Source organism: Planktotalea sp. (genome assembly GCF_018607995.1).
In the GTDB taxonomy this organism is placed as follows: domain Bacteria; phylum Pseudomonadota; class Alphaproteobacteria; order Rhodobacterales; family Rhodobacteraceae; genus Planktotalea.
In genome coordinates this window covers 1-13,042 of the sequence record NZ_JABBAL010000004.1, presented here as the reverse complement: position 1 = coordinate 13,042, position 13,042 = coordinate 1, and the positions used below count along the sequence as shown (strand labels likewise).

The 13,042-nt window shown below is 52.4% G+C and carries 19 protein-coding genes and 2 pseudogenes; 6 read left to right on the top strand and 15 right to left on the bottom strand.

The genetic code is table 11. The features are described from left to right. The first annotated feature begins 226 nt into the window (after nucleotides 1-226). Nucleotides 227-616 (top strand): hypothetical protein, encoded by a 390-nt coding sequence (locus tag QZ280_RS01505; protein WP_293440456.1) that lies wholly within the window; start codon nucleotides 227-229, stop codon nucleotides 614-616. 9 nt (nucleotides 617-625) lie between these two features. Here the strand turns inward: QZ280_RS01505 and QZ280_RS01500 are convergent, their stop codons facing one another. Beyond that, entirely contained in the window at nucleotides 626-1,243 is a 618-nt protein-coding gene (locus tag QZ280_RS01500) for a 2OG-Fe(II) oxygenase family protein (RefSeq protein WP_293440455.1), read from the bottom strand. 169 nt (nucleotides 1,244-1,412) lie between these two features. Here QZ280_RS01500 and QZ280_RS01495 point away from each other — a divergent pair, with 169 nt between their 5' ends. Beyond that, nucleotides 1,413-1,688, top strand: a complete 276-nt coding sequence (locus QZ280_RS01495; protein WP_293440454.1) for a hypothetical protein — start codon at nucleotides 1,413-1,415, stop codon at nucleotides 1,686-1,688. 242 nt (nucleotides 1,689-1,930) lie between these two features. Here QZ280_RS01495 and QZ280_RS01490 read toward each other — a convergent pair whose 3' ends face one another. After that, nucleotides 1,931-2,596 (bottom strand): L,D-transpeptidase, encoded by a 666-nt coding sequence (locus tag QZ280_RS01490; RefSeq protein ID WP_293440453.1) that lies wholly within the window; start codon nucleotides 2,594-2,596, stop codon nucleotides 1,931-1,933. 107 nt (nucleotides 2,597-2,703) lie between these two features. Next, a complete protein-coding gene (locus QZ280_RS01485) occupies nucleotides 2,704-3,492 on the bottom strand; it encodes a heparan-alpha-glucosaminide N-acetyltransferase (protein ID WP_293440451.1) in 789 nt (262 codons plus the stop codon). A gap of 136 nt (nucleotides 3,493-3,628) precedes the next feature. On the opposite strand from QZ280_RS01485, the gene QZ280_RS01480 reads away from it, so the two are divergent. Continuing rightward, nucleotides 3,629-4,399, top strand: a complete 771-nt coding sequence (locus QZ280_RS01480; protein WP_293440449.1) for a MipA/OmpV family protein — start codon at nucleotides 3,629-3,631, stop codon at nucleotides 4,397-4,399. 166 nt (nucleotides 4,400-4,565) lie between these two features. On the opposite strand, the gene rplP is transcribed toward QZ280_RS01480, so the two are convergent. Genes rplP through rplB form a run of 5 tightly spaced genes read right to left on the bottom strand, consistent with a single transcriptional unit; the run spans nucleotide 4,566 to nucleotide 7,207 of the window. Next, nucleotides 4,566-4,979, bottom strand: coding sequence for a 50S ribosomal protein L16 (gene rplP, locus QZ280_RS01475; protein WP_009827656.1), 414 nt, complete (start codon nucleotides 4,977-4,979; stop codon nucleotides 4,566-4,568). Nucleotides 4,980-4,991: 12 nt separating this feature from the next. Further along, nucleotides 4,992-5,699: a 30S ribosomal protein S3 gene (rpsC, locus tag QZ280_RS01470; protein WP_293440444.1), complete on the bottom strand. Its 708-nt coding sequence runs from the start codon at nucleotides 5,697-5,699 to the stop codon at nucleotides 4,992-4,994. Beyond that, a complete protein-coding gene (rplV, locus tag QZ280_RS01465; protein WP_293440442.1) occupies nucleotides 5,699-6,079 on the bottom strand; it encodes a 50S ribosomal protein L22 in 381 nt (126 codons plus the stop codon). Before rplV ends, rpsC begins: the two co-directional genes overlap by 1 nt. Nucleotides 6,080-6,082: 3 nt before the next feature. Then, complete coding sequence (gene rpsS / locus QZ280_RS01460) at nucleotides 6,083-6,361, bottom strand: 30S ribosomal protein S19 (RefSeq protein ID WP_040776022.1); 279 nt, start codon at nucleotides 6,359-6,361, stop codon at nucleotides 6,083-6,085. Between the two features lie 3 nt (nucleotides 6,362-6,364). After that, a complete protein-coding gene (gene rplB / locus QZ280_RS01455) occupies nucleotides 6,365-7,207 on the bottom strand; it encodes a 50S ribosomal protein L2 (RefSeq protein WP_009827896.1) in 843 nt (280 codons plus the stop codon). Nucleotides 7,208-7,512: 305 nt separating this feature from the next. Between rplB and QZ280_RS01450 the strand changes: the two genes are divergently transcribed. After that, nucleotides 7,513-7,737 (top strand): hypothetical protein, encoded by a 225-nt coding sequence (locus QZ280_RS01450; RefSeq protein ID WP_293440434.1) that lies wholly within the window; start codon nucleotides 7,513-7,515, stop codon nucleotides 7,735-7,737. A 615-nt stretch (nucleotides 7,738-8,352) separates the two neighbouring features. On the opposite strand, the gene QZ280_RS01445 is transcribed toward QZ280_RS01450, so the two are convergent. The 6 genes from QZ280_RS01445 to QZ280_RS01420 form a co-directional block, all read right to left on the bottom strand. Further along, nucleotides 8,353-8,649 carry a 50S ribosomal protein L23 gene (locus QZ280_RS01445; RefSeq protein ID WP_293440432.1) on the bottom strand — a complete coding sequence of 99 codons (297 nt, stop codon included), beginning with the start codon at nucleotides 8,647-8,649 and terminating at the stop codon, nucleotides 8,353-8,355. Continuing rightward, nucleotides 8,646-9,263, bottom strand: a complete 618-nt coding sequence (gene rplD, locus QZ280_RS01440) for a 50S ribosomal protein L4 (RefSeq protein WP_293440430.1) — start codon at nucleotides 9,261-9,263, stop codon at nucleotides 8,646-8,648. Before rplD ends, QZ280_RS01445 begins: the two co-directional genes overlap by 4 nt. Continuing rightward, complete coding sequence (rplC, locus tag QZ280_RS01435; protein ID WP_293440428.1) at nucleotides 9,260-9,985, bottom strand: 50S ribosomal protein L3; 726 nt, start codon at nucleotides 9,983-9,985, stop codon at nucleotides 9,260-9,262. The genes rplD and rplC overlap by 4 nt, the downstream gene beginning before the upstream one ends. Before the next feature lie 15 nt (nucleotides 9,986-10,000). Beyond that, nucleotides 10,001-10,312 carry a 30S ribosomal protein S10 gene (rpsJ, locus tag QZ280_RS01430; RefSeq protein WP_293440426.1) on the bottom strand — a complete coding sequence of 104 codons (312 nt, stop codon included), beginning with the start codon at nucleotides 10,310-10,312 and terminating at the stop codon, nucleotides 10,001-10,003. Nucleotides 10,313-10,336: 24 nt separating this feature from the next. Continuing rightward, nucleotides 10,337-10,522: a hypothetical protein gene (locus QZ280_RS01425; RefSeq protein WP_293440424.1), complete on the bottom strand. Its 186-nt coding sequence runs from the start codon at nucleotides 10,520-10,522 to the stop codon at nucleotides 10,337-10,339. 195 nt (nucleotides 10,523-10,717) lie between these two features. Then, complete coding sequence (locus QZ280_RS01420; RefSeq protein ID WP_293440422.1) at nucleotides 10,718-11,059, bottom strand: hypothetical protein; 342 nt, start codon at nucleotides 11,057-11,059, stop codon at nucleotides 10,718-10,720. Between the two features lie 12 nt (nucleotides 11,060-11,071). Here QZ280_RS01420 and QZ280_RS01415 point away from each other — a divergent pair, with 12 nt between their 5' ends. Together QZ280_RS01415 and QZ280_RS01410 are read left to right on the top strand one after the other, a co-directional pair. Beyond that, nucleotides 11,072-11,578 (top strand): hypothetical protein, encoded by a 507-nt coding sequence (locus tag QZ280_RS01415; protein WP_293440420.1) that lies wholly within the window; start codon nucleotides 11,072-11,074, stop codon nucleotides 11,576-11,578. A gap of 15 nt (nucleotides 11,579-11,593) precedes the next feature. Then, nucleotides 11,594-12,807 (top strand): annotated as a pseudogene (locus QZ280_RS01410) (SUMF1/EgtB/PvdO family nonheme iron enzyme). A 104-nt stretch (nucleotides 12,808-12,911) separates the two neighbouring features. Here the strand turns inward: QZ280_RS01410 and tuf are convergent. After that, nucleotides 12,912-13,042, bottom strand: a pseudogene (gene tuf, locus QZ280_RS01405) (elongation factor Tu); the annotation flags it as partial.

The following is a 13,042-nucleotide window of genomic DNA, read 5'->3' as shown; positions in this document are numbered from 1 at the left end:
CGCAGTTCGTTGGCGTTCATAGCCTATTCCTTTTTCAACATCACGAGGTTGCCGCTAAAGCGTGACAAACGAATCCCGTGGAGGTCACTAGAAGCGTTGCGTTTAGACCCTCATGTGTCATCGCGCAACCCCTTAAACGTAAGGCGCGTGATACCAAGCACCTTACTTCTAAATTGCCTTCCTTCATGGGCTAAGTTTAAGGTTTCTGAAAGCAACAGGTGGATCAATGAATTTCAAAAACGCAGGCGGAACAGACGGCGGCTCGATGCGATTTCTTATTGGTCTCATCATGATGTGCGGCGGCTATCTATTGTTGCCCTCCATCATAGTGGGCCCATCCTTCGGGCTTGGCTCATATGTTTTCTCGATTGGGAACTTTCTAGTCACCAAAGGCTTGGTTCTCGTCCCATTTCTGTTTGGTATAGGAATAGTGTTTTATAATGCCAACAACAAACTCGGATGGCTTTTGCCCCTTGGCTCGCTCACAGCGCTCGTCTTCGGAGTATTCGCGAACCTCAACATCCGCTTTACCAGCATGAGTGCCTTTGATCTGGTTGTGATATTGGTCTTACTTGTTGGCGGAATTGGTTTGTTCTTAGGATCATTACGAAGGTAGAAAAGTCGCCTACCCCCAAGCGTAATTAAAGCTCACCGAGACGCGTTCTTCTTCGGCCATGTTCATTGGCACTTCGTGACGCAACCAGCTTTCCCACAAGAGCACGTCTCCGACTTTGGGTTCGACATAGACAAAGGTTTTCAGCTCTTGGCGCGCGTCCTTCAAACGCACAGGCGCGGCCATCATCATCTGGCTGCGCGGGTCTTCGAATTTGATCGCACTCGCACCTTTGGGCATCGACACATAAGTTGTGCCGCTGATCACCGAATGGGGGTGGATGTGGGATGTGTGAATGCCTCCCTCGGGTAGGATGTTGATCCAGATATCCTCCAGCTTCAGCTCGCGTCCATCCAGATCGAACTGTGCATCTTTCGCAAAAGCCGCCACATGCGCATCTAGGTTCTTCACCAGATCTGCGAAGATCGGGAAGCGCCATGGCAGATCACTGAGGGACGCATAAGACGTGTAACCGGGGAAATCATTGTCCTCACACCATTGCTGGCCCGCTTCATCATCGCTCGCAATCGCGAAACAGGACGCTTCCAGCTCATCAGCGGAAATTGCGCCGTGCTCGGATAGAGCGGCGCGGTAAAGGCGGGTCACAAAGAGAGAGTCGATTTGAGGCATACAGCCTCTTATATGAGAAAATGCGCGAGTGCGAGTAAAGAGTCCTCAGGTCGGATTGTTGCACGACTGCGGAGGCTCGCAGCTTCGTGATTTGAATTTCACGAAACAGCTGGCCTCTTGCACGAATATCAAGCATTTTCAGCGCAGACATTCGGGGGACACGCGTCACATGTTTAAGAAAAGTTACCTATTGATCTGCGCACTGCCTTTGATCGCAGCCTGCCAAGATATCAGCGGCACAACAGCCAGCGCGTCAAATCAGTTTATCGCGGAAGTGCCTGAGGGCGTGACCTCCATCGCGGCGGCTGGTCAGGATTTGACGGCGTTGAGAGTTGATCCAATCGATGGCTGCTACACGTACCGACACGTGGGACCTGTGGAGGACACAATGCTCCCCCTACGTGCACGCAACGGCCGCCCGATTTGCACGAGATCCGCAAGCTAAACGGTTTGGCGTGACGGCACTGAGTTAGAAACACCCGCTAGTTTTGGCGGGTGTTTTTGTTTGTTTGAGAGGGAGGATGCAATTTATGCACTATCCCGTGCTTCGCGACAAAGCCGGAACAGCAGATAAAGGGTGTTATGTTGAATTAATCACTAAGAATCTTGAGCTCTGTTACAAAAGCATCATGAGATCGGCAGCCCGCCGATCCCATTGCTTTCAATCAAACCACCCTCAACGCGCGCTTAAGAACTCGCTGTGACCTGGTCCTCGGCAGGGTGCAAATGCGCGGTGACGCCTGTTGAGACGTTCTCATACAACCCATTGATATGCGCCATCACCATGCGCACGCAGCCAGAACTGGAGCGGCCACCGATGGAACCCGGATTGGGCGAGCCGTGGATGCGCAAGTAGCTGTCCCGATTGCCGCGAAAGAGATAGAGCGCGCGTGAACCCAGTGGATTGGATGGGCCTGCGTTCATGCCATCCGCGTGTTGCTCGTAAAGATGTGGGTCACGTTTGATCATCGCAGGGGTCGGCGTCCATGTGGGCCATTTTGATTTGCGACCGATCGAAAAGGTTCCCGGCTCATAGAGATTGCCGCGTGCAATCGCCACGCCATAGCGCATCGCCGTGCCTTGGCCGTCAATATGATAAAGGTAGCGCGCAACCGCATCCACGTGGATATCACCCACTTTCAGGTTCGAACGTGCCTCAACCCTTTGCGGCAAGAAGCGGCGGTGCAGTCCCCATGGATTCATCGTTGCAGGATCAAAATCCGCAGGGGTGACCTGCGCATCCCACGCATCCCAGCTGGATCTTTTGGAGGTCGGCGCAGCATTGGCGATGCCCGCAAGGGGTTGGGAAAACAGCGCGGCTGCTGTGATTGTGAAATGGCGGCGGGTGAGCACGGCGATGCACTCCTTCATACTGTGATCCGACTCGGGGTTTGGGGTCTTTTTACGTCATAACACGCCCTGCTCATAGAACCAGTCACAGCCCCGTGAATTTGTATGTTCTAGCCCGCTATTATGCGCCCAAGATACACCCCGCCAAGAAGCACTGGTTGATGGATAAGATATATCGCGAGCGTGTGTTGTCCCGGCCAACTCAGAATGCGGCTAAGGCGCGTATTTGGGTTGATAGAGGTGACGAGGACTGCCCATTTGTCCGCATGTGTGAGCCAACCAGCCAGCGCCATGCCCAGCAGAAAAGCGCCGAACCACGGCAGGACCGGCACGTAATCTACCATGGGTGGCAAGGGTGTGCTGGTTTTGCCCAGCCACAGCCAGAATGTGTTCGTGAGTACGGGCCATGGTCCTAAATGCGGCCACGCAAGGATCGCCGCACCGAATGTTGCGTTTGCCCAGAACGGAAGGCGCAAGAAGAGCAGTCCTAGAATGCTGGCCGCGAACATGTGGTGTAGTACGCCAAAGCGAACGAAAGAGCTGCCCATCGCGATGTACGTGCCAAGCGTGACCGTGATTGCCCCTGCACCGATTTGCACCAAGCGGATGAGATACTTGCGCAGGACAATCGGGTGGTTTTTCGTCGCGAGGACGAGGCTGATGCCTGAGAGAAACAGAAAGCTGCCTGCAATGCCTTGTGCAAACAAGATCCATTCGCGACTGGCCATTGTGCCACGTGGTGCAAAGCCGAAGAGTTCCAAATCATAGGTGAAATGAAAGATCACCATCGCAAGGATGGCCCCCGTGCGCGCGCTGTCGATCAAGGCTAGTCTTGCGGGCGATGTCATATCGGGGGTCTCTGTCGTTGCAGGAAATGCGGCGGCGATTACGATTTGCATGATGAAGCGATCCCGACGGAGTGCCAACCCCTGTAGAGGTTTAATTAACAAACCCTTGCGAAAACTGTGATCCAGAGTGCACGCACAAACGTAACTATTAAAAAATGTAAAAGACCACCAAGAGATAACTGCCGGAATGAACAGACACAAAACTGCACTCACGTCACTGGCTTTGCTGGCATTCTCTTGCATTGTAGCCTCGGCTCAAACAACTGTGGGCTTGGGCGCTATTTTGGTGCCGCAGTTCGAGGGCAGCAGCGATTTCACCACACGGGTCGCGCCGAGCTTTTCTTTCAAGAACGACGAAATATCCGTGCGCTCGGCCGGTCCCGGCCTTGAGGCGGACCTCTTGTCGTCGCGCGCGTTCGATGCCGGTCCGATCCTGCGCTATAATTTTGGTCGCACGGGGGCTAAAATCGACAATGGCCAAGTCAGCGCCCTACCCGATATTGACGGCGGTATTGAGCTGGGTGGCTACGCACAGCTGAATTTCCCTACAGGCGGGTTCAAGACGTTCCTGTCACCGCGCGTTTCTGTCGTCCAAGGTGTTCAAGGTGGGGCCACGGGCACGCAAGTTGAGGCCAGCGTCGGGCTTTCGCGGCTGCAAGGCGATTGGACTTTGGGTGCACGCGCGAGCACGATTTACGCGAACGCAGACTACATGACTACCAATTTCGGCGTCGATGCAGGCAGTGCTTCGGGACTTGCCCCGTTTAACGCAGGCGCAGGGATCAAAGACGTCGGACTGTCTTTGTTTGCCAATTATAAGATCAATAAACAATTCTCGATAACGGGTGTGGCGGGCTACAAAGTCCTGATGAATGACGCCGCAGACAGTCCGATTGCCAGCGTTGCGGGATCAAACGAGCAGATATTCGTCAGTGTCGGCATCAGTTTCGGGTTTTAGCGTATTTTCTGGCATCGGCGCTGGACACTCTGTTTTGGCTGATTGATGCGCGTCTTTATCCTTGGAACAATTATGCAAAAAACCCCTACCGATTTCTCGGCAGGGGTTCCTTGATCTTTATGGTGAGACTTGGTGCAAATTTTCTAGAAAATTCGGGTGCCCAGTCTTACCAGTCTTCGCGAACCACGATGCGTGTCTTCACGGCCAACTTCATCGCTGCGAGGCGAAGCGCCTCACGTGCGATTTCGTCGTTCACGCCGTCGATCTCGAACATGATCCGGCCTGGTTTGACCTTCGCTGCCCAAAAATCAACAGAACCTTTACCCTTACCCATACGAACTTCGGTAGGCTTGGAGGTCACTGGCGTGTCTGGAAAAATACGGATCCAGACACGGCCTTGACGTTTCATGTGACGCGTCATTGCACGACGTGCGGCTTCGATCTGGCGTGCTGTTACACGCTCGGGCGTGGTGGCTTTAAGGCCATACGTTCCGAAGTTCAGATCAGATCCGCCTTTTGCCAGACCGTTGATACGGCCTTTGTGCATTTTGCGGAATTTGGTACGTTTTGGTTGAAGCATTTAATCTCTCCCTTAGCGACGACCGCCAGCACCACGAGGTGCAGGGCCATCTTGGAGTTCTTGTGCTTTACGGTCACGTGCCTGAGGATCGTGTTCCATGATCTCGCCTTTGAAGATCCAGGTTTTGATCCCGATGATGCCGTATGCAGTTTCGGCCTCAACGTGAGCGTAATCGATGTCGGCGCGCAGCGTGTGCAAAGGCACGCGACCTTCACGATACCACTCCGTCCGTGCGATCTCTGCACCGCCAAGACGGCCAGCAACGTTCACACGAATACCAAGAGCACCCATACGCATTGCGTTCTGAACCGCACGCTTCATAGCGCGACGGAAAGAAACACGACGCTCAAGCTGCTGCGAGATGCTCTCACCCACAAGCTGAGCATCAAGCTCTGGCTTGCGCACTTCAACGATGTTCAAGTGCAACTCGGAGTCAGTGATCTTAGCAAGCTTCTTGCGGAGCGTCTCGATATCCGCGCCTTTCTTACCAATGATAACACCAGGGCGCGCAGTATGGATCGTCACGCGGCACTTCTTGTGAGGACGCTCGATGATCACACGGGAGATGCCCGCTTGCTTGCACTCTTTGTTGACGAAATCGCGGATTGCCAGGTCTTCCAAAAGAAGATTCCCGTAATCTTTGCTATCTGCATACCAGCGGCTATCCCAAGTACGGTTAACCTGAAGGCGCATGCCGATTGGATTGGTTTTATTACCCATTAGCTTTGCTCCTCGATCTGGCGGACCAGAATGGTGATTTCGCTGAACGGCTTGATAATCTTGCCGAAACGACCACGAGCCCGTGGACGACCGCGTTTCATTGTCAGGTTCTTACCAACGTAAGCTTCTGCAACGATCAGCTCGTCCACATCCAGGTTGTGGTTGTTTTCTGCGTTTGCGATCGCGGACTGAAGGCACTTACGCACATCAGCAGAAATACGCTTTTTAGAGAACGCCAGATCAGTCAACGCTTTGTCAACTTTCTTGCCACGGATCATGCCCGCAACCAAGTTCAGCTTTTGCGGGGAAGTACGGAGCATGCGCAGTTTTGCCATTGCTTCGTTGTCTGCCACGCGGCGGGGATTCTTATCCTTGCTCATGGCTTACTTCCGCTTCGCTTTTTTGTCAGCCGCGTGACCATAATAGGTACGAGTTGGTGAATACTCACCGAACTTCTGTCCAATCATGTCTTCCGTGACGTTGACGGTTACGTGCTTTTGGCCGTTGTAGACACCAAACGTCAGTCCAACGAACTGAGGCAGGATCGTCGAACGACGCGACCAAATCTTGATAACTTCATTGCGACCGCTTTCACGGGACGCTTCAGCCTTCTTGAGGACATATGCGTCCACGAACGGGCCTTTCCAAACAGAGCGAGACATATATTAGCGTCCCTTCTTCTTGGCGTGGCGCGAGCGAATAATAAGCTTTTGCGACGCTTGTTTTTTGTTGCGTGTACGCGCACCCTTTGTCGGCTTACCCCAAGGAGTAACCGGGTGACGACCACCGGATGTACGGCCTTCACCACCACCGTGAGGGTGATCGATCGGGTTCATAACGACTCCACGAACACTTGGGCGAATGCCCTTGTGACGCATGCGGCCCGCTTTACCGTAGTTCTGGTTGGAGTTGTCAGGGTTGGACACCGCACCAACTGTTGCCATACATTCTTGACGCACGAGACGTAGCTCGCCGGAAGAAAGACGGATCTGCGCGTAACCACCGTCACGACCTACGAACTGAGCATAAGTACCAGCGGAACGTGCGATCTGACCACCTTTTCCGGGCTTCAGTTCGATGTTGTGAATGATCGTACCGATAGGCATGCCAGAGAATGGCATTGCGTTACCAGGTTTGATGTCTGCCTTCGCCGCAGAGATAACCTTGTCGCCAACAGCAACACGCTGTGGGGCTAGGATATACGCCTGCTCGCCATCATCATATTTGATAAGCGCGATAAAGGCTGTGCGGTTAGGGTCATATTCTATACGCTCGATTGTCGCAGCAACATCCATTTTGTTGCGGCGGAAATCGACGATACGGTAGAGGCGTTTCGCTCCACCACCGCGGCGACGTGATGTAATGCGTCCGGTGTTGTTCCGGCCACCCGATTTCGTCAAACCCTCTGTGAGAGATTTGACGGGGCGTCCTTTGTACAGCTCCGAACGGTCGATCAGCACCAGCCCGCGCTGGCCCGGCGTCGTCGGCTTATACGACTTGAGTGCCATGCTATGGTCTTCCGTTTTTATTCGCGTGCGCCAAATTGTGGCTCAAGCGACGATGAAAGCCCCCTCTTTGTTATCAAGAGGTGACAAAGTTAAGGCCCCCGTAGGTGCCCGATTAGGCGTCTGCTTTTGATTATAAGCAGCCAACAGCAAAGCCCCAGACGAATCTGGGGCTGAGGCGTGGAGATCTCTTAGGAGGTTGGGGGGTTAGGGTCAAGGGTTTGGGGGAGTAGCGGCTTTGCTAAATGTCATAAAAACACGCCAAATTCTTGGGATCAGCGTTTCTATCGGAATTGAGTTCGTCAAAAATGAAAGGAAATCTCATCAAAGAACCTACTGAAACCCAAATTCTGCATGTCAGCCCACAACTTGCTCAAGGTGATTACCAAGCCATTGGTTTAGCTGTAACGCAATTGTCTTGTCTCGAAAGCGATTTGCAACACGCCATACTTATCAGTGAAGTTGGGACAGTTATTCGACCAAATGAGATCGAGCAAGCGCCTAGATATAGAGCCGTTGTGAAAAAACTTTAAAGGACCGAGCTGCGTTAGTTTGCGTGTATGTTGAAAAAGTCGTCTTCTACTGAAAGGCGATGTTATATTGAGTCCCTCTTTGGGAAGCTGATTGGATGGAGAAATTTTCTTTGTCACGGATGCGTCACAAAGCTTGCACATGGCAGGCTGCATCCTCGCCTTTGAGACCGAAAATCATTTAGTGAAAAAGAAGGTGGTTAACTTTCAAAAACGTTTACGGCGACCGATTTGGCGCAACTCGCCACTTCTTCAGCCAAACTTCCCAACTGGCTACTAAAAAAATTTGAGTTTCAAGAACACAAAGACGCAATTTTGCCCAGATGAACACGCCAGACCGAGGGTGGGCGCGCCACATTTGAACGGCGCATTCAATGTCTGAAAAATCCGAATAACCGATCCTCGGCAATTGAAACCTCAGCAAAAGCGTAGACCCACTAAGTGCGCGCACCAGAGGTGCGACGGGTCGGTCGGACGCGAAGCGGGGTAACAAGCTGCTATTTTCGCCGATGTGGGTGGCGGGTGCTGCACCTAGATTATTGTGGCCCCTACCACAAAAGAAAAACCCCACCCTGTTGCCAGAGCGGGGTTTCTCGAATTCATCAGGGATAACAAATTCTAGAGACCAGTGGTCACGTCGATTGTGTTGCCTTCTTCTAATGTCACATAGGCTTTCTTCACGTCCTTACGACGACCCATCTGACCGCGGAACCGCTTTGTTTTGCCTTTAGTGATGGACGTGTTCACGGCCTTCACCTTGACGCCAAAGAGAGCTTCTACAGCTTCTTTGATCATTGGCTTGTTGCTGTCGATGGCCACTTCAAAAACCACTGCGCCGTTCTCGGACGCCATTGTTGTTTTCTCGGTGATCAGCGGCTTGCGGATCACATCATAGTGCTTAGCTGCTGCGCTCATTTCAAACGTGCCTCCAATGCTTCGACGCCCGCCTTCGTGAGCACGAGTGTGTCACGCTTGAGGATGTCATAGACGTTTGCGCCCATGGACGGCAGAACATCGAGACCTTCGATGTTGCGTGCTGCTTGCGCGAAGTCTTCGTTCACGCTTGCGCCGTCGATGATCAATGCGCGTTTCCAACCAAGGTCCTTGACCTGCTTGGCCAATGCAGACGTCTTGCTTGCGCCAGCCGCCTCATCAATAATGACCAACTCACCTGCTTTCGCTTTCGCGGACAGAGCCAGTTTTAGACCCAGAGCGCGGACCTTCTTGGGCAGGTCGTGACCGTGTGAGCGAACGACTGGGCCTTTGTAGATACCACCCCCGCGGAAGATAGGCGCAGAACGTGCACCGTGACGTGCGCCGCCAGTACCTTTCTGACGATAGATCTTCTTTGTGGAATATTTCACTTCGGAACGCGTCTTCACCTTGTGAGTGCCAGCTTGCGCGTTGTTGCGCTGCCAACGGACCACACGGTGCAGAATGTCTGCGCGTGGCTCAAGACCGAACAGAGCCTCGTCCAAGTCCACAGAACCGGCTTTTCCGCCGTCCAGTTTGATTACATCTTGCTTCATGCTTCATCACCTTCTGCTGGTGCTTCTGTCGCTGGAGCTTCAGTTGCTGCAGATTTCAGAGCCGCAGGGAAAGGAACGCCGTCAGGCATTTTCTTTTTCACAGCGTCTTTAACTGTGACCCAGCCGCCTTTGGAGCCTGGCACCGCGCCTTTGATCATGATCAGGCCGCGATCAGCGTCCGTTTTCACAACTTCAAGGTTCTGCGTTGTCACGCGAGCCGCGCCCATGTGACCAGCCATTTTCTTGCCTTTGAAAACCTTACCGGGATCCTGACATTGACCAGTTGAACCGTGCGAACGGTGTGAAATCGAAACACCATGAGTCGCGCGAAGGCCGCCGAAGTTGTGGCGCTTCATGGCACCTTGGAAACCTTTACCGATGGATGTGCCGGACACGTCCACTTTCTGGCCTTCGAGGTAATGCTCGGCAGAAATCTCTTCGCCCACGTTGATGAGGTTGTCCTCAGAAACACGAAACTCAGCGACTTTACGCTTCGGGGCAACTTTCGCTGCTGCGAAGTGACCGCGCATCGCTTGGGATGTACGCTTAGCTTTTGCTGTGCCTGCACCGAGTTGGACCGCTGTGTAGCCGTCCTTATCGGATGTACGCTGTGCAACGACCTGTAGCGCGTCGAGTTGGAGAACGGTGACGGGGATCGCCTTGCCGTCTTCCATGAACAGTCGGGTCATGCCGACTTTCTTTGCAATGATTCCAGAGCGCATCTGCTTGATACTCCCTTAAACCTTGATCTCGACATCCACACCAGCGGCGAGGTCGAGCTTCATCAGCGCGTCAACGGTCTGGGGGGTCGGATCAATGATGTCTAGCATACGCTTGTGCGTGCGAACTTCCCACTGGTCGCGGGACTTCTTGTTCACGTGAGGCGAGCTCAGAACTGTGAATTTTTCAATCTTGTTCGGCAAAGGGATTGGGCCACGCACATCTGCGCCTGTCCGTTTTGCTGTATTTACGATTTCCTGAGTGCTCGAATCGAGAACTCGGTAATCAAACGCCTTCAGGCGAATGCGGATGGTTTGGCTAGCTGCCATAATCATCACCCCTAAATTCAGGGCCTAGATCGGAGAGGAGGACAGTGGCTCATCCAGCACCCTCTTCGCGTCTTTATGTTCGACATAAAAGAAGGGCGCGTCTGGCGCACCCTTGTCGATATCGCGCGTATAGAGGGAGTCGGTGAGGGTAGCAAGCGTTATCTGAATATGACGCAGTCTATGTTTACCATCCTCCGGCATCGCACTCATTCGTGCAAGCGCTACCAATAACTTTAAGCGGTCGTAGCAACATAGCCTAATATCATCGATGTAAGTTTTGCGTCAGTATGCTATTCCGATCACCAACAAAAAGCCCCTTATTCAAGGGCATCAGCAATGGCAAATTCTACGCCCCATCGCACACCCAAAATTTCGATATCACTTAAGGCAAACCTGTTTCCAGTTTCAGCCAACTATTCCCCCAAAGACGGTGAATGATTTTATTTTTTCACTGGCAAGATCAAGAACGGGTCGAGCGATGTAGCTTACCGCATTCCCACCTGGGGAACGCCGCTTTTGGTTGATGAGTATTTTCATGCCGATTTGGAAGTCATCTATGAACCTGATGATCCGCAAAAGCGCGAAGTACTCAAGGGCGACTATTTCTATATCTAACCTCACAAACCCAAAGACGCGGATTTCATCGACCTCAACCCCGGGGAAAGTTCGAAAGAGTATTACTTTCGTGTCATTGACCTGTTCCAAATCAAGAAAGAAGGAACTTACAGCGTCAAACTTAGCTGCCACTTTCAGTCCATTTTGATTGCAACGGCTACGCATCCCACAGGCATCGGCGCGCCTGTTACGGATTTTGTGGCCACCGCAGCTCCACTCAAGGTGGATTTCAAAATCAATGATACTCCGACGGCGGTTCAAGTGTTTCAATCCCGGACGTCGCTGCCCAAAACACGTGATCAAACCGCATACGCTAACTTGTCTATATCAGCCGCCATGCCCCCGTTGTTCGCGGGAACCTCGGTTGATCCAGACCGCCAGAAACGTCTGACCAACGCGCATCATGCAGCTTATATGATGGTCAAAACTGCCGAACGAGAGCTGAGCGATCTCTTCGGCTTGACCAAGAACGACGGTGTCAAAGCGTGGTTTGGGACCGACAGTGATCCAAAAGTATTACAAGCCTTGTACACCAGCTATTTGAAGATCGCGCAGTTCATGGAGACCAAGCAAGTTATCGATGATTTCTCGCACTCACATGGCTCCAAGAAAGACGCCTATGCCTTCGTGATGGGTATAGGTAGCACATGAAACAACACTGTTTATTTGACCGACGGGTTCTGGGACGCAAGCAATGGTTTGATAGGCAAAAGCTCGCAAGCTGGTACTGTTGTTCACGAACTCGCCCAGGGTGTTGGAATGGCCCAAGACTTCGCAGATGCGTGGTACGACGCCTATCCTACGCAACGATTAGCCAAGTTAAGTAATGCAGCAAGTGTCATGCACGCAGATGCGCTCGGAAGATTTTGCGAGACCCTCAATCCCTTTGTAGGTCTTTGGTTCGAGGATCGCGATGGAATGCCACAAATGAATGAAATCCGACCAGTCAAAAGTGGCAAAACCTTCGCAGTCGCCTTGGCGCTGGATGAATTCATTGGTGAATACGGGCGTGGAGATTTGGAGTTCTCAGAAGATACCTCGCAATTCACCTACACCATGACGAACCCACTTGGAGATCAACTTCCACCCTGGCCTTTGTCCGGCAATCTCTCAACGATCAATTTGAACAGTACTGAGCAACTTCCTTGGTACCGTATGCCCAGCAACATGGTCTATATTCAACCAGGCACCGCTTGGATCGGCAGCCCTGAGGATGAAATTGGCCGCCTAGTAGATGAACAAGTACAAAAGGAAATAAGGATCGAGGCAGGCTTTCTAGTTTCTCAAAATTTAGTGACTCAAGGCGAGTACAACTTATTTTTAGCCGCCGGCAGTCAGCCCCTTCCAAAAGGGGCAATCCAACTCGCAATCTCAAATATTTTATGGGATGATGCCATAGAATACTGTCGCTGGCGGACACGGATCGAGCACCAAAACCAAACACTTTCAAAACGTTGGTCTTATGATCTTCCAAGCGCGCTTCAGTGGGAATACATGGCGCGAGCGGGTTCTCGCGATACGTTTGGTTTGGAAATGACAACCCGCCTGAGTACAAAACATTGAAGCAGCAAGATTGTGTGACAAGATCACGTTTCCAGAGCGGGCCTCAACCCGTTGCTCAAGGCACGCCCAATCCGTGGGGTCTTTTTGATTTATACGGAAATGTAAGCGAATTTTGCGGAGATCCCGCACGTTGGCAAAAGCTAAAATCCGCGTCGACAGGACTTAACAAAAACTATCCTATGATAACGATAAAGGCCGGACATTGGGAATCTGATGGCGCTGAGTGCCGCTCATCGTATCACCGTGTTTGGAACACTGATGTTCCGGCACGTGTAGTTGGCTTTAGAGACGTTCTCAATCTTTCAGAAAACATCTGAAAAAGCGATGAGTGGGAATGCAAAAACGGCACCCAGATTCTTCTGGATGCCACTCTTAATGTCTTAGGCGAGGTGTGTGATATCACGCACCATATGCACTCAGCTTACGCCGTGATGTTGGACACAACACCCGCGCCAACCGTACGGCCGCCTTCGCGGATCGCGAAGCGCAGGCCCTGCTCCATCGCGATTGGTGCGATCAGCTCAACGTTGAACTTCAGGTTGTCGCCCGGCA

Coding starts and splice junctions, on each gene's coding strand:
- rplC (WP_293440428.1), bottom strand. CDS start 9,985: ATGCGCTCTGGAATCATTGCAAAGAAAGTCGGCATGACCCGACTGTTC.
- rplV (WP_293440442.1), bottom strand. CDS start 6,079: ATGAGCAAGGATAAGAATCCCCGCCGCGTGGCAGACAACGAAGCAATG.
- QZ280_RS01485 (WP_293440451.1), bottom strand. CDS start 3,492: ATGCAAATCGTAATCGCCGCCGCATTTCCTGCAACGACAGAGACCCCC.
- QZ280_RS01425 (WP_293440424.1), bottom strand. CDS start 10,522: ATGAGTGCGATGCCGGAGGATGGTAAACATAGACTGCGTCATATTCAG.
- rpsJ (WP_293440426.1), bottom strand. CDS start 10,312: ATGGCAGCTAGCCAAACCATCCGCATTCGCCTGAAGGCGTTTGATTAC.
- rpsC (WP_293440444.1), bottom strand. CDS start 5,699: ATGGGTAATAAAACCAATCCAATCGGCATGCGCCTTCAGGTTAACCGT.
- rpsS (WP_040776022.1), bottom strand. CDS start 6,361: ATGTCTCGCTCTGTTTGGAAAGGCCCGTTCGTGGACGCATATGTCCTC.
- QZ280_RS01495 (WP_293440454.1), top strand. CDS start 1,413: ATGTTTAAGAAAAGTTACCTATTGATCTGCGCACTGCCTTTGATCGCA.
- rplD (WP_293440430.1), bottom strand. CDS start 9,263: ATGAAGCAAGATGTAATCAAACTGGACGGCGGAAAAGCCGGTTCTGTG.
- QZ280_RS01500 (WP_293440455.1), bottom strand. CDS start 1,243: ATGCCTCAAATCGACTCTCTCTTTGTGACCCGCCTTTACCGCGCCGCT.
- rplP (WP_009827656.1), bottom strand. CDS start 4,979: ATGCTTCAACCAAAACGTACCAAATTCCGCAAAATGCACAAAGGCCGT.
- QZ280_RS01505 (WP_293440456.1), top strand. CDS start 227: ATGAATTTCAAAAACGCAGGCGGAACAGACGGCGGCTCGATGCGATTT.
- QZ280_RS01450 (WP_293440434.1), top strand. CDS start 7,513: ATGAAAGGAAATCTCATCAAAGAACCTACTGAAACCCAAATTCTGCAT.
- QZ280_RS01480 (WP_293440449.1), top strand. CDS start 3,629: ATGAACAGACACAAAACTGCACTCACGTCACTGGCTTTGCTGGCATTC.
- rplB (WP_009827896.1), bottom strand. CDS start 7,207: ATGGCACTCAAGTCGTATAAGCCGACGACGCCGGGCCAGCGCGGGCTG.
- QZ280_RS01445 (WP_293440432.1), bottom strand. CDS start 8,649: ATGAGCGCAGCAGCTAAGCACTATGATGTGATCCGCAAGCCGCTGATC.